The organism is Pseudomonas sp. NFR02 (genome assembly GCF_900119375.1).
Lineage (GTDB): Bacteria > Pseudomonadota > Gammaproteobacteria > Pseudomonadales > Pseudomonadaceae > Aquipseudomonas > Aquipseudomonas paracarnis.
Genome location: NZ_FPJJ01000012.1, coordinates 24,914 through 44,412 on the forward strand (window position 1 = coordinate 24,914; position 19,499 = coordinate 44,412).

Annotated in this window: 17 protein-coding genes; 11 read left to right on the forward strand and 6 right to left on the reverse strand. The window is 61.5% G+C overall.

What is annotated here, in order from left to right:
* Positions 1-222: 222 nt before the first annotated feature.
* From BT199_RS25635 to BT199_RS25655, 5 genes are all read left to right on the forward strand, one after another.
* On the forward strand, positions 223-2,547 hold the full coding sequence (locus BT199_RS25635; protein WP_072435728.1) for an FdhF/YdeP family oxidoreductase: 2,325 nt from the start codon (positions 223-225) through the stop codon (positions 2,545-2,547).
* Positions 2,548-2,614: 67 nt separating this feature from the next.
* Positions 2,615-4,036, forward strand: a complete 1,422-nt coding sequence (locus BT199_RS25640; protein WP_072435729.1) for a cytochrome ubiquinol oxidase subunit I — start codon at positions 2,615-2,617, stop codon at positions 4,034-4,036.
* A gap of 15 nt (positions 4,037-4,051) precedes the next feature.
* A complete protein-coding gene (cydB, locus tag BT199_RS25645) occupies positions 4,052-5,068 on the forward strand; it encodes a cytochrome d ubiquinol oxidase subunit II (protein WP_072435730.1) in 1,017 nt (338 codons plus the stop codon).
* A 110-nt stretch (positions 5,069-5,178) separates the two neighbouring features.
* Complete coding sequence (locus tag BT199_RS25650) at positions 5,179-5,340, forward strand: DUF2474 domain-containing protein (protein WP_072435731.1); 162 nt, start codon at positions 5,179-5,181, stop codon at positions 5,338-5,340.
* Positions 5,341-5,401: 61 nt separating this feature from the next.
* The gene (locus BT199_RS25655; protein ID WP_072435732.1) at positions 5,402-5,641 is read left to right on the forward strand and encodes a hypothetical protein; all 240 of its coding nucleotides are present in this window, start codon (positions 5,402-5,404) and stop codon (positions 5,639-5,641) included.
* Between the two features lie 217 nt (positions 5,642-5,858).
* Here the strand turns inward: BT199_RS25655 and BT199_RS25660 are convergent, their stop codons facing one another.
* From BT199_RS25660 to BT199_RS25675, 4 genes are all read right to left on the reverse strand, one after another.
* Positions 5,859-6,677, reverse strand: coding sequence for an alpha/beta fold hydrolase (locus BT199_RS25660; RefSeq protein WP_014718098.1), 819 nt, complete (start codon positions 6,675-6,677; stop codon positions 5,859-5,861).
* A 93-nt stretch (positions 6,678-6,770) separates the two neighbouring features.
* Positions 6,771-8,162, reverse strand: a complete 1,392-nt coding sequence (locus tag BT199_RS25665) for an alginate export family protein (RefSeq protein WP_072435733.1) — start codon at positions 8,160-8,162, stop codon at positions 6,771-6,773.
* Positions 8,159-9,055: a VOC family protein gene (locus tag BT199_RS25670; protein WP_072435734.1), complete on the reverse strand. Its 897-nt coding sequence runs from the start codon at positions 9,053-9,055 to the stop codon at positions 8,159-8,161. The genes BT199_RS25665 and BT199_RS25670 overlap by 4 nt, the downstream gene beginning before the upstream one ends.
* A 238-nt stretch (positions 9,056-9,293) precedes the next feature.
* The gene (locus tag BT199_RS25675; RefSeq protein WP_003190613.1) at positions 9,294-9,866 is read right to left on the reverse strand and encodes a LuxR C-terminal-related transcriptional regulator; all 573 of its coding nucleotides are present in this window, start codon (positions 9,864-9,866) and stop codon (positions 9,294-9,296) included.
* Between the two features lie 130 nt (positions 9,867-9,996).
* Here BT199_RS25675 and BT199_RS25680 point away from each other — a divergent pair, with 130 nt between their 5' ends.
* The 6 genes from BT199_RS25680 to BT199_RS25705 all read left to right on the forward strand — a co-directional run bounded on the left by BT199_RS25680 (position 9,997) and on the right by BT199_RS25705 (position 16,287).
* Positions 9,997-11,175: an acetyl-CoA acetyltransferase gene (locus BT199_RS25680; RefSeq protein WP_014718101.1), complete on the forward strand. Its 1,179-nt coding sequence runs from the start codon at positions 9,997-9,999 to the stop codon at positions 11,173-11,175.
* A gap of 3 nt (positions 11,176-11,178) precedes the next feature.
* The gene (locus BT199_RS25685) at positions 11,179-12,708 is read left to right on the forward strand and encodes a class I adenylate-forming enzyme family protein (RefSeq protein WP_072435735.1); all 1,530 of its coding nucleotides are present in this window, start codon (positions 11,179-11,181) and stop codon (positions 12,706-12,708) included.
* A gap of 33 nt (positions 12,709-12,741) precedes the next feature.
* Positions 12,742-14,061, forward strand: a complete 1,320-nt coding sequence (locus tag BT199_RS25690) for an MFS transporter (protein ID WP_072435736.1) — start codon at positions 12,742-12,744, stop codon at positions 14,059-14,061.
* A gap of 143 nt (positions 14,062-14,204) precedes the next feature.
* Positions 14,205-14,759: a histidine phosphatase family protein gene (locus BT199_RS25695; protein WP_014718104.1), complete on the forward strand. Its 555-nt coding sequence runs from the start codon at positions 14,205-14,207 to the stop codon at positions 14,757-14,759.
* Positions 14,760-14,804: 45 nt separating this feature from the next.
* A complete protein-coding gene (gene cobF, locus BT199_RS25700) occupies positions 14,805-15,560 on the forward strand; it encodes a precorrin-6A synthase (deacetylating) (protein ID WP_019817301.1) in 756 nt (251 codons plus the stop codon).
* 10 nt (positions 15,561-15,570) lie between these two features.
* Positions 15,571-16,287: an alpha/beta hydrolase gene (locus BT199_RS25705; protein WP_020303169.1), complete on the forward strand. Its 717-nt coding sequence runs from the start codon at positions 15,571-15,573 to the stop codon at positions 16,285-16,287.
* A 648-nt stretch (positions 16,288-16,935) separates the two neighbouring features.
* Here the strand turns inward: BT199_RS25705 and BT199_RS25715 are convergent.
* Together BT199_RS25715 and BT199_RS25720 are read right to left on the reverse strand one after the other, a co-directional pair.
* A complete protein-coding gene (locus tag BT199_RS25715; protein ID WP_014718107.1) occupies positions 16,936-17,490 on the reverse strand; it encodes a DcrB/PsbP domain-containing protein in 555 nt (184 codons plus the stop codon).
* Positions 17,491-17,562: 72 nt separating this feature from the next.
* The gene (locus BT199_RS25720) at positions 17,563-19,374 is read right to left on the reverse strand and encodes a monovalent cation:proton antiporter-2 (CPA2) family protein (RefSeq protein WP_019817299.1); all 1,812 of its coding nucleotides are present in this window, start codon (positions 19,372-19,374) and stop codon (positions 17,563-17,565) included.
* Positions 19,375-19,499 lie beyond the last annotated feature (125 nt).

Genomic DNA, 19,499 nt, shown 5'->3' on the forward strand with positions numbered 1-19,499 from the left:
ATAGAGCATGTCGATGAAGTGGTCATTATTTGTGATTAGACAGGCTGTTTATGCACGGCATAGGCTAAATGCGTAACTCGATGTTGGACCCTTAAAACCGGTCGACGTGAACCCGGTTTAGTGGGCTTTAAACCGATTTGCGTTTTGCAGTGCCTGAAAAATAATCATCAATAAGGGCTTTAGTTAGGCCCGCGCCTACGTGTGAAGTCTTGGAGAATTACCATGAGCGAAGTTGAACGTTATAAACCGTACAAGGGGGCGGCCGCAGGTTGGGGCGCGCTGATTGCGGTGACGCAAAGCTGGCTGGGCAGTGAAAACGCGTTCAAGAACATCCGCGCGATGCTCAAGACCAACCAGAATGGCGGTTTTGACTGCCCGGGTTGTGCATGGGGCGAATCGCCGGAAGGCGGCATGGTCAAGTTCTGCGAGAACGGCGCCAAGGCGGTGAACTGGGAAGCCACCGGGCGCCTGGTCAACCCGGCGTTCTTCAATAAATACACGGTGTCGTCGCTGGCGGCGCAAAGTGACTATTGGCTCGAATACCAGGGGCGCCTGACCCATCCGATGCGCTACGACGCCTCGCTGGATCGTTATGTCGAAACCAGTTGGGACGACGCCTTTGCCCTGATCGCCAAGCACCTGAAGGAACTGGAGTCGCCGGACCAGGCGGAGTTCTATACCTCGGGCCGGGCCAGTAACGAAGCGGCGTATCTGTACCAGCTGTTCGTGCGCGCCTACGGCACCAACAACTTCCCCGACTGTTCGAACATGTGCCACGAAGCGAGCGGCCTGGGCATGGACGACAGTGTCGGCGTGGGCAAAGGCACGGTGACGTTTGATGACCTGGGGGAAGCCGACGCGATTTTCGTTATCGGCCAGAACCCCGGTACCAACCACCCACGCATGCTTGAGCCACTGCGCGAGGCGGTGAAGCGCGGCGCCCAGGTGATCTGTTTCAACCCACTCAAAGAGCGTGGGCTGGAACGTTTCCAACACCCGCAGCATCCGCTGGAGATGCTCACCAACGGTTCCGAACCCACCTCGTCGGCGTACTTTCGTCCGGCGCTGGGCGGCGACATGGCGGCCTTTCGAGGCATCGCCAAGTTCCTGCTGGAATGGGAGCGTGATGCACTGGAAAACAATGGCGAGGCGGTGTTCGACCGCACATTCATTGCCGAACACACCTCGGGTCTCGAACAGTACCTGGCACAGGTCGACGCCACCTCGTGGGAGCATATCGTCGAGCAATCGGGCCTTAGCCTTGCCGACATCGAGCTGGCGGCGCGCATGTACCGCCGCGCCAACCGGGTGATCATGTGCTGGGCGATGGGCGTGACCCAGCATGTGCACTCGGTGGTGACCGTACAGGAAATCATCAACGTGCAACTGTTGCGCGGCAATATCGGCCGGCCAGGCGCAGGGCTGTCGCCGGTGCGTGGGCACAGTAACGTGCAGGGCGACCGCACCATGGGCATCAACGAGCTGGCGCCACCGGAGCTGATCGATGCGCTGGAAGCGCGCTTTCACTTTAAGGTACCGCGCCGCCATGGTCACAACACTGTGATGGCGATTGCCGCCATGGAACAGGGGCTCGCCAAAGTCTTCATCGGCCTGGGTGGCAATTTTGCCCAAGCGACGCCGGACACCCCACGCACCCATGCGGCATTGCGCAAGTGCGACCTGACCGTGCACATCGCCACCAAGCTCAACCGAAGCCACCTGGTGACCGGCCGCGAAGCCTTGATCCTGCCGTGCCTGGGCCGTACCGATATCGACATTCAGGCCGAGGGCCCGCAAGGCGTGACCGTGGAAGACACCTTCAGCATGGTGCACATCTCCCACGGCCAACTGAAACCCAAGTCGCCCTTGATGCGCTCTGAACCGGCCATCATCGCCGGGATCGCCAATGCGACCCTGGGCAAGCACCCCATTGACTGGCTGTGGACGGTGGCCGACTACGGCCGCATCCGTGACTTGATCGCCGACACCATTCCCGGCTTCAAGGACTTCAACACAAAACTGCTGCACCCGGGCGGCTTCCACCTGCGCAACAACGCCGCGCACCGCATCTGGCATACCGACAGCGGTAAAGCGCAGTTTGCTCCGAGCGAGTTGCCCGCCCACCTGGTCAGCGAAGGCGTACGCAACCTCGACGTCAAGCCGGACCTGATTCTGCAGACCATGCGTTCCCACGACCAGTACAACACCACGTTGTACGGGCTCGATGACCGCTATCGCGGCGTTTATGGCATGCGCGACGTGGTGTTCGTCAATGAACAGGACATTCGCAAGCTGGGTTACGAGCCTGGGCAAAAGGTCGACATGGTGTCGTTGTGGGGCGATGGGCGCGAGCGTCGGGTCAGTGGCTTTACGTTGATCGCCTACGACATTCCGCCTGGCCAGGCTGCCGCCTATTACCCGGAAACCAACCCCCTGGTACCCCTGGAAAGCTATGGCGACCGCACCTTCACTCCCACGTCGAAGTTCATCGCTATTCGCCTTGAACCTGCGCCGGCCAGCAACCTGATTCAGTCACTCGGCGCTTGAGCCGGGCGGGGCGGCCGGCAGGTCGCCCTGGGTTGTGCTGATCACTGGACACTATGAGGGTACCGTCATGCTAAATCTCGAGGCGCTCGACCTGGCGCGAATTCAGTTCGCCTTCACGGTCTCGTTTCACATCATCTTTCCCGCCATCACCATCGGCCTGGCCAGTTTCCTGGCTGTGCTGGAAGGCTTGTGGCTGAAAACCGACAATCCGGTCTACAAGGATCTGTATCACTTCTGGTCGAAAATCTTCGCCGTCAACTTCGGTATGGGCGTGGTTTCGGGCCTGGTCATGGCGTACGAATTCGGCACCAACTGGAGCCGCTTCTCGGACTTCGCCGGGAGTATCACCGGGCCCTTGCTCACCTATGAAGTGCTGACGGCATTCTTCCTGGAAGCGGGCTTCTTGGGGGTCATGCTGTTTGGCTGGAACCGGGTCGGGCGTGGGTTGCACTTCTTTGCCACCGTAATGGTCGCCATCGGTACGTTGATCTCGACGTTCTGGATTCTGGCCTCCAACAGCTGGATGCAAACTCCCCAGGGCTTTTCCATCGTGGATGGCCGGGTGATGCCGCTGGACTGGTTCGCCATCGTCTTCAACCCGTCGTTCCCGTTCCGCCTGACGCACATGGCAATCGCTGCGTTTGTCGCCACGGCGTTCTTCGTCGGCTCCTCGGCGGCCTGGCACCTGCTGCGTAAAAACGACACCCCGGCAGTGCGCAAGATGCTCTCGATGGCGTTGTGGATGGCATTGATCGTGGCACCGATCCAGGCGGTCGTCGGTGATGCCCATGGCCTGAACACCCTGGAGCATCAACCGGCAAAAATCGCCGCGATTGAAGGGCATTGGGAAAACGTCGGTGACGGCGCGACGCCGCTGGTGTTGTTCGGGATCCCTGACATGGAGGCCGAAAAGACCCGCTACGCGATCGAGGTCCCGTACCTGGGCAGCCTGATCCTAACCCACAGCCTGGACAAACAGATCCCGGCGCTCAAGAGCTTCCCTAAAGAGGACCGACCGAACTCGACCATCATTTTCTTCAGTTTCCGGATCATGGCCGGGCTGGGGATGTTGATGATCCTCACCGGGATACTGGGCTTGGCATTGCGCCGTAATGGCGCGCTGTATCGCAATCGCCTGTTCCTGCGCCTGGTGTTGTTCATGGGGCCGACCGGCCTGATCGCGATGCTCGCCGGCTGGATCACCACCGAAGTCGGGCGCCAGCCATGGGTGGTCTACGGGCTGATGCGCACCGCCGACGCGGCGTCCAACCATACCGTCACGCAGTTGAGCATCTCTCTGGCGTTGTTCGTGGTGATCTACTTCTCGGTGTTTGCCGTGGGGATCGGCTACATGATGAAGCTGGTACGCAAGGGCCCGCAGCCCCATCACGACCATCCGCCCCAAGGTGGCCCCGGCCAGGACCGTACGCCACGTCGTCCCCTGTCCGCCGTTACCGAGACGCTCGCGTCCGGCGACCACACCAACTGATCGAGGGGATTGCACATGGGCATTCAAGGTATAGACCTGTCGTTGATATGGGGCGTGATCATCGCCTTCGGGGTGATGATGTACGTAATCATGGACGGCTTCGACCTGGGGTTGGGCATCCTGTTTCCGTTGATCCCGGACGAGCAGGAGCGCGACGTGATGATGAACACCGTGGCGCCGGTATGGGACGGCAACGAGACGTGGCTGATTCTGGGCGGCGCGGCGTTGTATGGCGCGTTTCCGCTGGCGTACTCAGTGATCCTGGAAGCGTTGTACCTGCCGCTGATCTTCATGCTGGCCGGGCTGATCTTTCGCGGCGTGGCGTTTGAATTCCGCTTCAAGGCCAGCCCGCAGAAGCGGCACATTTGGGACATGGCGTTTATCGGCGGCTCGTTCCTGGCGACCTTTTGCCAGGGCGTGGTGATCGGCACCTACATTGCCGGCATACCGGTGGTAAATCGCCAGTTTGCCGGCGGCACCCTGGACTGGTTGTCTCCGTTCCCGCTGTTCTGCGGCGTAGGGCTGGTGGTGGCGTACGCCCTGCTGGGCAGCACCTGGTTGCTGGTCAAGACCGAAGGCATGCTGGAATCGCGGATGCGCCTGTTCAGCCATTACCTGGCCTTCGCCCTGATGGCCGTGGTGGCCGTACTGTGTGTGTGGACCCCCTGGCTGCGCCCGGAAATCGCCACGCGCTGGTTCACCCACGCACACATAGTGGTGTTCGGCGGGCTCTTGCTGCTCGGCGTACTGGCCCTGGTCGGGCTGTTGAAGACCTTGCGTCACCACCATTCCCACTGGCCGTTCGTGTTCACCCTGATGCTGGTCTTCCTCGGCTATATCGGTCTGGCGTTCAGCATCTGGCCGAACATCGTACCGCCGTCCATCAGCCTGTGGGACGCCGCATCACCACCGTCCAGCCAGCTGTTTATCCTGATCGGCACCCTGTTCATCCTGCCGATCATCCTGATGTACACCTGCTGGAGCTACTACGTCTTCCGTGGAAAAGTGAGGATTGGCGATGGTTACCACTAACGCTGAAAAACCGATGCCGTTTTACAAACAGGTGGCGCAGTTAAGCCTGCTGTTTTGCACGGCAATGATCATGCTGGCCGCCGCGACGGCCCTGACAATGGAAATGGCCCATGGAACGCTATGAAGTGTCACAGGCTCAAAATCAGGCAGGCCCCTGGTACAAACGGGTGTGTTGGTTGATCGCTATTTGGCTCGCCAGTGTGGTTGCACTCGGCATTGTGGCCAGTGGTATTCGAGGGATCATGCACATGGCCGGCATGAGTAGCCATTGACGGGGTATTTTACCTAACGAACGTCCGGCGCTGAACGTGGCGCCGGATCAAGGAGAGACGTATGTCAGAACGTATTGATAGAGACCATCCTGTTGAATATGTGACAAAAAGTGGTGTCACCGTGATGATTGGCTTCAGCTGGGGCCAGGCACTGGATATTCCTGTGGGTGCCCGGTTGACCTTGCCAGGCGAGGATGCCCGACCTGCCTTTGTGGAGGGAGACCATTGGGAGAGTTATGAGCAGGCGGTTGAAGGGGCGCAAGAAGCGGCAGAGCGGTGGGTGAGATCTCCGCTTCGATGAAAGGGCTTATGGGGCTGGTGTGGTGGTGGGGTGAACTGCGCCTGGCCTTGTAAGCGTCACTGGATTTCAGGCACAAAAAAAGACGTCTTTGGACGTCTTTTTTTATGGATGCTTACTATTTTTGCGTTTGCGTACCCGCCGTGAATACCAAAGTCTCCAGCAACCCCTTACCCTCAGGGCTTTCCCGGCCAAACAGGGAGAGGATGTTTCAAGTGGTTCAGCGGTTCAGGAACCCCAACAGGTCTTCATTGAGCTGTTGAGCGTGGGTCACGGCAAACCCGTGCGGCGCATCCTTGTACACTTTCAGTTGTGCGCCCTCGATCATCTGCGCCGCGACTTTGCCGGTGGTGTCGAACGGCACGATCTGGTCGCCGTCGCCATGGATCACCAGGGTCGGTACGTCGATCTTGGCCATGTCCGGGCGGAAGTCGGTTTGCGAGAACGCGGTGACGCAATCCACGGTCGACTTGAGCGAGGCAAGCATGGCGATCTGCAGGGTCTGGCTGAGCACACCCTCTGAAACGTGCTGGCCTTTATTGAGACCGAAGAACGGCGTGTTGAAGTCGCTGATGAACTGCGCACGATCCTTCAACAGGCCGGCCTTGATGCCATCGAACACCTCACCAGGCACGCCTTGGGGGTAGTCGGCTTGCTGGCCGAAGATCGGCGTGACCGCGCCCAACAACACCAGGCCGGCGACACGGGCACTGCCGTGGCGGGCGATGTAGCGCGCCACGTCACCGCCACCCATGGAGAAGCCCACCAGGGTCACGTCCTGCAGGTCCAGGTGTTCGATCAACTGGGCGATATCGTCAGCGAAGGTGTCGTAGTCGTTACCGGTCCAGGGCTGGTCCGAGCGGCCAAAACCACGACGGTCAAAGGCAATGGTGCGAAAGCCACGGCTGCTCAGGTATTCCATCTGGTATTCCCACATGTCCGCATCCAGCGGCCAGCCGTGGCTGAACAGCACGGGCTTACCGCTGCCCCAGTCCTTGAAGTAGATCTGGGTACCGTCTTTGGCAACGAATGTGCTCATCTGAAACTCCTTGCAGGGCTGAAAAAGGGCGGTGAAAAAACCGCATCACTATTGCCGTAAACCTGAGCCGAGGCTTGTATGGGTGTGCTTGTCTCACCAACTGAACTTGAGCTCCATGCCCAGATAATTGCTGTCGTGCCCACCGGCATCACGCAGGGTCTGGCCGACCGCATAGTGCACGGCCTCGACCGCACCGCTGAGGTTGGACGTAAAGGCGTAGTCGGTGCGCAGTTGACCGTAGGCGCCGGTCCAGCGCTCACCTTGGCCCGCGGTGCCAGCCACGGGCAGGTTGGGCTGGGTGTAGACGGCGTCTGCGGTGGTCTGCCGCCACAGCAGGCCGACGGCGGTTTGCACGCTGAGCTTGGCGATGGGCTTGACGGTGATCGACGGCTTGACGTGGATCAGGTTGCTGTAGCCGGTATAGCCCGCCAGGGAAAAGTAATAGCCATTGGGGAACAGCGGGTTGAAGGTGCCGACCCGGCCATCACCGGCCTGGCGGTCACCGGAAGCGATATCCAGTTGCAGGCCGATACGCGGCTTCCAAGCCAGGGTGTCAAAGGTGTAGCCGGTGCGGCTGCCACCGGCCCAGGCGCGAATCGTCTTGCTACCCACCGAGCCCCGTTGCAGCATGGCTTCGACGTCCCAGTCGAAACCCTGGGCTGCGCCACCGAGGCGGGCGTCCAGCAACTGGCGCGTCTCTTCGCCGTCGGCGTCCAGGTAATGAGCGGCGCTGCGCTCGTACACGCCGTAATAGGCCGACAGCTCATTGGTGCCGCCCACCAGCCGCTCGACCCGCAGCATGTGGAAGCGCGCGTCGCTGTTGGACTTGTCGTCGAAATGCCGGCCATCCTGATACTGCACCGGTTGGCTGGCGATCCCGATAAAGCGCCATTGCGGCGTTTCCCAGTCCGCCCACAACGCATCGAAGGACTGCCGCACATTCGGGCCGTCCCGTGACGAGATGAAGCGCTGCAAGTCGAAGGCGAAATCCTGGCGGCCAGCCCGTGCCTTGAAGGTGCCGGCGCTGAAGGTCTTCACGTATTCGGCAAAGGCCAGGCGCAGGTCGACGCGGTTCTGGTCGGCACCGCCAATCGTGGTCTTGTCATAGGCCCGCACATCTTCCAGCTGGGTGAACAGCCGCCAGTGTTCGTTCAGGTGCAAATCGGCGTGCACCTGAAAGCGCTGGATCAGGTAGCGGTCACGCGGTACATCCCGCACGCCGAACCCGCTGGCGTCGTTCATCTCGAAGCGTTCACGCAAGGTTGCGCCCAACGACAAGTAGGTGAACGGGTTGGCGGCGGACAGTGGGATGTACTTGAGGTTGTCCAGCGGTTGCGTGCGCAACGCCGGGTCCTTGAGCACAGACCAGTCCTCCTGCCAGCGGTTGGCCTTGATCACCGGGCGTACCGGCGGGTCGTCGGCCTGCACGCTGCCAGCAAGCAACGGCCACAGCACCGCCAGGCTCCAGCCTGCGTGACGAATCATTTTGCCGCGCTGAGTTGGTGGATTTCTGCGACATAACCGCCGGGGAACTCCACCAACGCACTGCGCCGACCTTTGCTGTCGAACGCCGGCACCAGCACGGTGGCACCAGACCCGGTGGCCTTGCCCAGGGTGGCGGCGAGGTCGTCGACCTGATAACCGGTGGTGTCGTGGCCGAACGGGTAGGGCAGTTGGCCGTTGGTGACCAGCACCGCCATGCGCCCGAACGGCGATTCGATATCCACGCGGCGGTAGTGGCCGCCGGCCTGGCCGACATCAACCCCTGGGGCGTGCTTGTCGTCGCTCACTACCTTGCCGTGGGAGAAACCCAGGAACGCCTTGATAAACCGCTCGGCGCTGTCGTGAGACACATACACACGGTTTTCCGGCACGGTGTCGAAGGCGGTGTAATCCGGGGTCTTGGTGTGCCAGTAGAGCTGCATGTTCACACCACCCGGCCACTGCACCACGGCATCACGGCCGATGGGGTCGGGGAAGTCGCTGACGATCACATCGGCGCCATTTTCCCGTGCGGCCTTGAGGGCCACGTCCATGTCCTTGACCAGATAGCCGTTGCGTTCCTGGCCGAACGGGTGGGGTACGGGGGTGGTAAAGCCGAACAACGACACCGTACCCGCCGGGGTTTGCAGCAGTTGCGAGGTGGTGCTGCTCGGTACCGGCAGCACATTGACCACGACCTGTGGCGTGCTTTTGCCGCCGAAGGTGGCGAGGAAACTCTGGGCAAAACGGTCCACATCGGCCGGTGCCACATACACATGGCTGGTGTCGTATTGCGGCGCCACGGCCACGCTTGGGGTGGCGGCGAACGCGCTGTTCATCATCGCGCTTGCCAGCAGCGTCAATGTCAGCGATACCTTGGTTGTTGTGTTACCCATGCCCGTTCTCCAGCGCTTCTGAGGGTTCGAAAGCCGTGAGGTTAGGGGGGCAGGGCGGTGGGGAATTGTATGGACGTGCTCGGTTGAACGTTTCAGCTACCTGACGCCCCTCAATTTAAATGTGGGAGCTGGCTTGCCTGCGATGACGGCGTGTCAGTCACTGCATCTATGACTGCACGACCGCTTTCGCAGGCAAGCCAGCTCCCACATTTGATCTTCGCTGCTTTGGGCATTGCGGTCAGGCCACCATGATGATCTTCGATACCAATTCCACCACCGTCTTGGCCTGCAGTTTCTTCATCAACCGCGCCCGGTGCACCTCAACGGTGCGGTGGGAGATCGCCAGGCGCAGGGCGATTTCCTTGGATTTGAAGCCGTTGACGATGTGCATGGCAATTTCCCGCTCACGGGGCGTGAGGTCGCCGGTGCCCTGGTGCATGCGGTCCAGGCGTTCGAAGTGCCAGATCATCAGTTTGAATGGGTCTTTGGGGGTGAGGGTGTAACCGTGGGACTTGGCCCAGAACACTTCGCCGTTGTGGTGCTGCATGAAGCGTTCATCGGAATAAAAGCCGTTGTCGCTGTCGAGCAGCCAGTCATGGCTGCGCTTGCCGATGGCGTGGTAGTCGGCCTGGGACGGGTAGATCAGCAGGGTCAGTTGGTTGACCAGTGCATCGCGCGTATAGCCGAACAGCTTCAGAAAAGCGTCGTTGCAGTCGAGAATCACGCGGTCGCTGGTGACGATCTGCGGGGCAGGGGACAGCTTGAACGCCAGGCGTTCGAGGTCGGGAAATTGCTGGGCTAGCGCGGTCATGGGGCATCCTGCCTCGTTGTTCAATGCCCTGGGGCGCTACTTACCCGTGTAAGTAGTTACACGAATTGGCGCACGATCAGGGGTGGGTCATTGTAAGTAAAGTCCGAATCAAGAACAGAAGAAATTGATTATGCCTGCTGATTGCGTCTCCATTGTTGCCGCTGGTCACTCCCGCTTTGGTCGCCTGGAAGGCACGACGCTGGAAGACCTGATCGTCCAGGTGACCCGGGAAGCCCTGAGCGACGCCGAGATTGACGCGTCGCAAATCGATGCGTTGTTCCTCGGTCATTTCAACTCGGGGCTGGTGCCCGACGGGTTTGCCGCCTCATTGCTATTGCAAGCCGACCCCGGTCTGCGCTTCAAACCTGCCACCCGCTGTGAAAACGCCTGTGCGTCCGGCTCGGCAGCGATCCAGGCGGGGGTCAATGCGATTCTCTCCGGCAGCGCCGAGCTGGTATTGGTAGTGGGCGCCGAGAAGATGACCCACACCAGCACCGCCGCAGTCACCCAAGCCTTGGCCGGGGCCGGTTACCAGAACGACCCGGCCGAAGCCGGCCTGAGTTTCCCGCAGTTGTTCGGCCGCGCCGCCCGCCAATACGCCGAGCGTTACCACTGCCCGCTGGGCTCGATGGCGGCCATCGCCACCAAAAACCACTCCAATGCCATGGCCAACCCCTTGGCGCAGATGCATCGGGAGATGAATTTCGAGCACTGCAACAACGTCTCCCAAAGCAACCCGTTCGTGGCCGAGTCCCTGCGCCTGACCGATTGCTCGTTGATCAGCGATGGCGCCGCCGCCATCATCCTCGCCTCGCCCAAACGTGCGCGTGCGTTTCGTCGCGAGGTGCAGATACGTGCAATGACCCAGGTCAACGACACGCTGCCCATCGCCCAACGCGACATCCTCGCCTTCGAGGGCCCGCAGCGGGCGATTCATTCAGCATTGCGCGGCGCAAATGTGACCCTGGCCGACCTGAGCTTCGCCGAGGTGCACGACTGCTTCACCATTGCCGAGTTGCTGATCTACGAAGCCATGGGTCTGGCGCCCAAGGGCGAAGGCCATCGCGTGCTCGACAGCGGCGTGGTGCGCGCCGGCGGGCGCTTGCCGGTGAACCTTTCCGGCGGGCTCAAGGCCAAGGGGCACCCCGTCGGTGCCACGGGGGTGTCCATGCATGCCTTGGCGTTCCGGCAATTGACCGGCGAACCGATTGGCCTGGCGGTGCCCAACCCGGAGTTTGGCCTGGTGTTCAACATGGGCGGCATGGCGGTGGCCAACTACGCCTCGGTCCTGCAGGCACGCCGGAGCTGAGCCATGAACATTGCCAACTGGCTGCACGACACCCAGCGCCGGGCCCCGCAACGCCCGGCATTGTTCGACGGCAGCGTGCAAGTGGCCGACTACGCCACCTTCGCCGCCCACGTGCGCCAACGCGCCGCGCACCTGGTGGAGCAGCATGGCCTGGTGCCGGGAGACGCGGTGGCGCTGCTGATGAAAAACAGCTGCGACTACCTGGAACTGCTCTACGCCATCTGGTGGATGGGCGGCGTGGCGGTGCCGATCAACGCCAAGCTGCACCCCAGCGAAGCGGCTTGGATTGCCGATAATGCCGAGGCGCGGTTGATCTTTACCGACGGCGGCCAGGTATTTTCATCGCGGGATTTGCCCGCGCATTGCACGGAACTGGACGGCCACCCGCTGCCGCCCAGCCATGGTTGGCCCAGCCTGGAGCAGCCGGTGCCCCGCCAGGATCACGACCTCGCCTGGCTGTTCTACACCTCCGGCACCACCGGGCGTTCCAAGGGCGTGATGCTGTCCCACGGCAACTTGATCGCCATGTCGCTGTGCTACGCCACGGATGTCGATCAAGTGAGTGCCGACGATGCGGCGCTGTATGCCGCGCCCATGTCCCACGGCGCCGGCCTGTACAACTTTATCCATGTGCGCTGCGGCGCCCGGCATGTGGTGCCGGCTTCCCATGGCTTCGATGCCGCCGAGCTGTTCGGGCTGGCCGAGCACATGGGCGATGTGTCGTTGTTTGCTGCGCCGACCATGGTCAAACGCATGGTCGAGCAGGCGCGGCGCCAGGATTATAACGGCGCCGGCATCAAGACTATCGTCTACGGAGGCGGCCCCATGTACCTGGCCGACCTGCGCGAAGCAGTCGACACCTTCGGCCCGCGCCTGGTGCAGATCTACGGCCAGGGCGAGAGCCCGATGACCATCAGCGTCTTGCCACGCGCCTTGATCGCCGAGCGCCAGCGTCCCGACTGGGCCACCTTGGCCGCCTCGGTGGGCCACGCGCAAGCCTGTGTCGAGATCCGCATTCTTGATGCCGAGCACCAGCCACTGCCCACCGGCGAGCGCGGTGAAATCGCGGTGCGTGGCGCCACGGTGATGCAAGGCTATTGGCGCAACCCGCAGGCCACGCGCCAGACGCTGGTGGACGGCTGGCTGCTGACCGGCGACATCGGCTACCTCGACCCGGCCGGCTACCTGACCCTGACGGATCGCTCCAAGGACGTGATCATCAGTGGCGGCAGCAACGTGTACCCGCGTGAAGTCGAGGAAGTGCTGGCCCAGCATCCCGAGGTGTTCGAAGTGTGCGTGGTGGGCGAGCCGGACGCGCAATGGGGTGAGTCGGTGGTGGCCTTTGTCGTGACGCGCAGCGGCCAGCCGCTGGACGAAAGCGAGCTGACGGCCTGGTTCCTGGCGCGCATGGCCTCGTTCAAAAAGCCGAAAAAATATGTGTGGCGCAGCGATTTGCCGAAGAACAGCTACGGCAAGATTCTCAAGACCGACTTGCGGCATTGGCTGCAAACCGCGAGTATCGCCGCGCTTTAACATGGATCGATAATCAGACAAGGAGTCCCCACGATGGGCAATCCCGCACAAGACACCGTCCGCAAGCGCCGCCGTGCGTTTCTGGGCGCCACCTCCGGCCACTTGATCGAGTGGTACGACTACGGCGTGTATGGCTTTCTCGCGGTCTATATCGGCCAGGCGTTCTTCGTCTCCGATGACCCCACCACCAGCCTGTTGGCCAGCTTTGCCGCGTTTGCACTGAGCTTCTTTATCCGCCCTCTGGGTGGGCTGTTCTTTGGCCCGCTGGCGGACAAGATCGGCCGGCGCAAAACCCTGATCATGGCGCTGGTGATGATGACCGGCTCCACGGTGATGCTGGGCCTGTTGCCGACCTACGCCAGCCTGGGCATCGCCGCACCGATCCTGTTGATTCTGGTGCGCTGCGTACAGGGCTTCTCGGCGGGCGGCGAAATCGGCACCGTCACCAGCTTCATCTCTGAATACGCCGGGCCCGGTCGCCGCGGCTTCGCCACTTGCTGGCTGATGGTCACCGCCGTGCTTGGCCTGCTGCTCGGTGGCGCCGTGGCCAATGGCATGACCTGGGTGCTGGGCGCCGAGGTCATGCAGGAATGGGCCTGGCGCGTACCGTTCCTGATCGCCGCGCCCCTGGGCTTTGTCTCCATGTACATCCGCCTCAAGCTCGAAGACAGCCCCGAGTTCCTGGCCCTGCAACGCGCCGGGCAAACGTCGCGGGCGCCGCTGCGCGAGGTCTGGCAGTGGAAGCGTGCGATTGCCCTGGTGTTCTTTATCATCACCTTGCACAGCTCGATTTTCTACCTGGTGCTGACCTTTGCCTCGACCTACATGGCCAAGATCCTCAAGTTCGACAGCGGCACCACCTTGCTGTACGTGTTTGTCGCCAGCTTCTCGGCGGCTTTCGTGATGCCATTTGGCGGGGCCTTTACCGATAAATACGGGCGCAAGCCGTTCCTGATGGTGATCGGCACCTTGGCGACCTTGGCGATGTTCTGGCTGTTCAAATCCGCCCCCACCGCCACCCCGGCGACCTTCTTCGCGCCGTTGATGGCGGTGGCGATTTTGTTCGGGCTGTACGCGTCGTCAACCTATGCGCTGATGAGTGAACTGCTGCCCACGCGCATTCGTTCCACCGGGATTGCGGTGGCCTATAACGTGCCGGTGGCGGTATTTGGCGGCAGCGCACCGTTGATTTCCACCTGGCTGATCAAGGTGACAGGCGACATTACCTCGCCGTGGTATTTCTACGTGGCGACCGGGGTGGTGTCGTTGCTGGCGTTGGTGGTGTTGCGCAAGGAGGATTTTGTCGCCAGCGGTCACTCGACAACCGTGCCTGCCAGCGCTGCGTTGGCTTGAAGCACGAACACCCCGTAGGAGCGAGCTTGCTCGCGAAAAACTCATAGGCGCCGCGCTTATTCAGGCAGCACGCGTTATCGTTGAGGTTCTTCGCGAGCAAGAACTAGGCGTCCCCCTCGCTCCTACAGGTACAGAGAATTGCCATGCCGGCCACCCGCTTGACCCTGATCTGCCACGCCATCACGCCCCTGCAAAAGCAGGGGCGTTTCTCTGATGACGAGTCCGTCACGATGGACTGGCAGGGCGCGGCCTTGTCCCTGGCCGGCCGCTACAAACAACAGGCACGCCTGCTGTGCGGCCCCGAGGCCAGAACCTGCCAGAGCGCTGGCTTGTTCGGCGATAACGCCCAGGTCGACCCCGCCTTACGCGACCTTGATGTCGGCGCATGGAAAGGCCAGCGCATCGGCCAACTCGACAGCGCAACCTTGAACACCTGGGCCACCGACAGCGCCAGTGCAGTCCACGGCGGCGAGTCGGTGGGTCAGTTGTGCATTAGGGTTGGCCAATGGCTCAACTCCCTCGAAACCCACCCCGGCCATGTCATCGCCGTGACCCACCCGTTCGTCATCCGCGCGGCGATGCTGTCCGTCATGCAGTTGCCGAGCGCGATGTTCTACCGGATCGACGTCGAGCCATTGTCCGCCACCGAGCTACGCTTCAACGGCGTGTGGCGCCTGCGCCTGGAAACTTCCGCCTGATTCCCGGAACATGGCAAAATCAACGCCCCGCACTGAGAGCACCCCATGAAACGCATCCTGATCATCGGCATTGGCGCCGGCAACCCTGACTACATCACGATGCAGGCCGTGAAGGCGCTGAACCGTACCGACGTGTTCTTCCTGATGGACAAGGGCCAGAGCAAGGACAAGCTGATCGACCTGCGCCGGGAAATCTGCGACACCTACATCACCGAACCCGGCTACCGTTTTGTCGAGGCCGATTGCCCGGAGCGGGTGCGTGGTGAAATCGACTACACCACCGCCGTGCAAGACCTCAACCGCGATAAGCAGCAGACCTTCGAACGCATGATCAACGAAGAAATGGCCGACGGCGAAGTGGGGGCGTTTTTGGCCTGGGGCGACCCGGCGCTGTACGACAGCACCATTCGTATCTTGCAGGCGATTCTTGCCAGTGGTCGCTGTGTGTTCGAGTTTGAAGTGATCCCCGGTATCACCAGCGTGCAGGCCCTGGCGGCGCAGCATAAGGTGCCGCTCAACCGTATCGGCAAGTCCATCGAAATCACCACTGGGCGACGGCTGGCGGCGGGGCAGGCGAGTGATGCCGATACCCTGGTGGTGATGCTCGACGCCGAAGATTCCTACCGCAGCGTAGCGGATCAGGACCTGGATATTTACTGGGGCGCCTACCTGGGCACGCCGGACGAGATCCTGATCAGCGGTAAAGTGGCGCACGTGGCAGAAGAGATCGAACGGGTACGCAAGGCGGCGCGCCTGGAAAACGGCTGGATCATGGACACCTATTTGCTGCGCAAACCCTGAGGTAAACCCGATGCTCAAACAGCTTGCCCTCGCCTTGGCCCTGGTGGCCGGCGCCGCTCATGCCGACACCGGCTTGCACACCGACTTGCCGTTGTCCTACCTGGAGCAGACCCAGGGCGATGCGCGCAACCAGCCGCTGGTGATCTTCCTGCATGGGTTTGGCAGCAACGAGGAAGATTTGTTTGGCATCAAGGACGCGTTACCGTCTACCTGGACCTACCTATCAGTGCGTGCGCCACTGCCGGTGGAGCCGCAGGGGTATCGTTGGTTTACCAAGACCGATGAGCCTGAGTACAACGGCGAGACCGATGAACTGTTCAGCAGCGCCCGGCTGATCAAGGACTTTGTGCTCAAGGCCACCGCCAAGTACCACACCCAAAGTGATCGGGTGTTCCTGGTGGGGTTCAGCCAGGGCGCGATCATGTCTTACGAGGTGGCCTTGCGTGAACCCGAGTGGGTGCGCGGTATCGCCGCACTCAGTGGCAGCGTGCTACCGGGGCTCAGGTCTGCGCTGAAACCGGATGCGTCCATGGGCAAGCTGGCGATCTTTATCGGCCATGGCACCTTGGACCAGGCGCTGCCCTTCAGCTCGGCCACGCAGGCGAACAAGGTGCTGACAGGGTTGGGGCTCAAGCCGGAGTTTCATGAGTACCCGGGGATGAATCACACCATCAGCGAAGCGGAAATCCAGGACTTAAAAGCCTGGCTTGAGAAAAGCCTGAAGTGAAATGCGGTTAAAAATGTGGGAGCTGGCTTGCCTGCGATAGCCATAGGTATCTACACAACTTCGGCACGACGCTAAATCTGTGGCGAGGGAGCTTGCTCCCGTGACGGCCTGGCAGCCGACACAGATATAACTGATGCCCCGCGATCCAATGTGGGAGCTGGCTTGCCTGCGAAGACGGCCTGGCAGTCATCACAGTTGGACCGTGTACATATCCATTCCTGCGGTAACGGCCACTTAGGGTTCCGCCCTTACGGCGGCTCACTTTGCAAAAGCGGCAAAGTAAGCAAAACGCTCTTGCCCCACCACTCGGCACCTCGCCTAGGCTCGGTGTGCCCGTAATCCGCCAGTGATTTGGGGGGCCGCCGCCACGCGCCATCCATGGCGCGGGGCGGCTAAACCGGCATCCCTGCCGGTTTACCCCCCAAATCCCTGTCGAATTCCGGCCAGCGTGGTTTGACGGGGCGCTTCAGATCAAGAGCAAGATCAAGAGTGGCTCGCTTCGCATCGTGGTTACCGTTGAGCTTACAGAGTTATGTAGATGCCTATGCTGCGATAGCGGTGGCTCAGTAAAAGATTCAGTGACTGACACACCGCCATCGTAGGCAAGCCCGCTCCCACATGGGTTTTGTGTTGGCTGGAAGAGGGGGGTTACTTGCCGCCCGTAATCTGCTTCACCAGCTGCGCATGCCCCTTCACATCATCCGCCCGGGAAATGGCCTGAATCACCAGCAAATGGTTGCCCGAACCACCCAGGAATGTGGAGTTCAAGGTCTTGCCACCACCTTGGGTGGCGCTGCTGTCCACTTGGCGCAGGCCCAGGCCCTTGTAGGTGAGTTTCTTCTCGCCCAGTTTCTTGAAGTCAGGCAGCGCAGCGCTCTGGTCCTTGACGAAATCGGCCACGGCGCCGTCTAGGAACTGCGGGTCGTTATCCTGGATAGTTGCCCCATCGTTGCGCACGGTTTCGGCGACGATCACCACACTTTTCGTCGTTGAGTTAGCGTACAGGGTGCCTTGGGTGTCAGCGGTGCCGTCTTGCGCTGTGCCGGAGGGCAGGGTGTCGGCGCTGTAGGCCTTGGGCAGTTTGAAGGTGAACTTGCCACCCAAGGTGGAGATGGTCTGGGTGGTGGGCTTTGCAGCAGCGAATACGCTGCCGGCGGTGAGCGCGAGGGCCAGCAGCATTGCGGTCTTGGTGAACGTGGCCATGAAGCACTCCGGGGATGAACGAAATTGCGGCGTATTCTGTCAGAAAATTCGCAATCTCGTTCATCGGCCCCGTCACACTTTGTCGGAAGACTCTTCCTCAAGCCTGTCCATTTCAAACAGGCGCGCCAGTTCCGCACGGGCTTCCTGGGCGGTTTGCATGACCTTGGCCGCGTCGTCGTACACCGCGTGTTGGGCGGCGAGTACCTGCTGGTCGTGGGTCTTGAAGCGGTTGATGCGCGCATCGGCCTGGGCCTGGCTCAAACCGAGGCCGACCAGGGTGCGGCGGCTCATTTCCAGGCTGGAGTAGAAGGTTTCACGCACCGGTGAAGCGTCCAGGTCCACCAGGCGGTGTACGTGCTGGCGGTTACGCGCACGGGCGATGATCTTCATGTGCGGGTAGAGGTTGCGCACCAACTCGGCGGTCTTGATGTTGATCTCTGGGTCGTCCATGGCGATCACGAAGAATTCCGCCTGATCGACTTTGGCCGCGTGGAGGATTTCCGGGCGCTGGGGGTCGCCGTAGAACACCGGCATACCGCCGAAACTGCGGGTCAGCTCGATGGTTTCCACCGAGGTGTCGAGGGCGATGAACGAGATGTTCTGCGCGCGCAGGATGCGCGCCACGATCTGGCCCATACGGCCCATGCCGGCGATGACCACGCGGGGCGCATCGCTTTCGATGGCGCGGTATTCCTCGGGTACTTCCACCGGCTTGACCTTGGGCTTGAACAGCTTCGGGCACACCAGCAACAGCAGCGGGGTCACGGCCATGGACAGCGTGATGGTGAGTACCAGCACGTCGTACAGCTGCGGTTCGAACAGGCCCTGGTCGCGGCCGATCTTGAACACCACAAAGGCGAACTCACCCCCCGCCGCCAGCACCACGCCCAGGCGTAAAGCGCTTTCGCGGTTGAGGTCGCCCACCATTCGCCCGACGGCGTACAGCAGCGGCAGCTTCAAGCCGATCAGCAGCAGGGTCAGGCCGATCACCACCAGCGGTGTGCTGAGCAGCAGACTGAGGTTGGCGCCCATGCCCACGCTGATAAAAAACAGCCCCAGCAGCAGGCCCTTGAACGGCTCGATCTGGGATTCCAGTTCGTGGCGGTATTCCGAATCCGCCAGCAGCAGGCCGGCGAGGAAGGCCCCCAAGGCCATGGACACGCCCACCAACTCCATCAGCCAGGCGGTGCCGATCACCACCAGCAACGCGGTGGCGGTGGACACTTCGCGCAGGCCGGTCTTGGCCACGATGCGAAACACCGGGCGCAACAGGTAGCGCCCGCCGATGATCACCACGGCGATGCTGCCCAGGATCTGCAGCACATGTTGCAGGCCTTGGGCCTCGGTGGTCGGATGATCGCTGCCGGCCAGCAACGGCACCATGGCGATCAGCGGGATGGCGGCGATGTCCTGGAACAACAGGATGGCAAAGGCCAGGCGCCCGTGGGGTTGGTTGAGTTCCTTGCGTTCGGCCAGGCTTTGCAGGCCAAACGCCGTGGAGGATAGTGCCAGGCCAAGGCCCAGCACGATGGCGCTGTTCCACGACTGGCCAAACAGCCACAGCGCGACCGCGCCCATCACCACACCGGTGAGCAGGACCTGGGCCAGACCGACGCCGAACACCGCCTTGCGCATCACCCATAAACGTTTGGGTGACAATTCCAGGCCGATGATGAACAGCAACAGCACCACGCCCAGTTCAGAAAACTGCGCCACGCTTTGCGGGTTGCCGATCAGGCCGAGTACTGACGGGCCGATGATCACACCGGCGAACAGATAGCCCAGCACCGCGCCCAATTGCAGGCGCTTGGCCAGGGGCACGGTCAGCACGGCGGCGAACAAGAACACCACGGCTGCTTGTAACAGGTTGCCTTCATGGGGCATTACGAACTCCAGCATTTGCATCGATCAACGGTAGGAGCGAGCTTGCTTGCGAAGAACGCAAGGGCACCGCGTTGTGTCTGGTTTGTCGCGTCATCGTTGAGGATTTTCGCGAGCAGGCTCGCTCC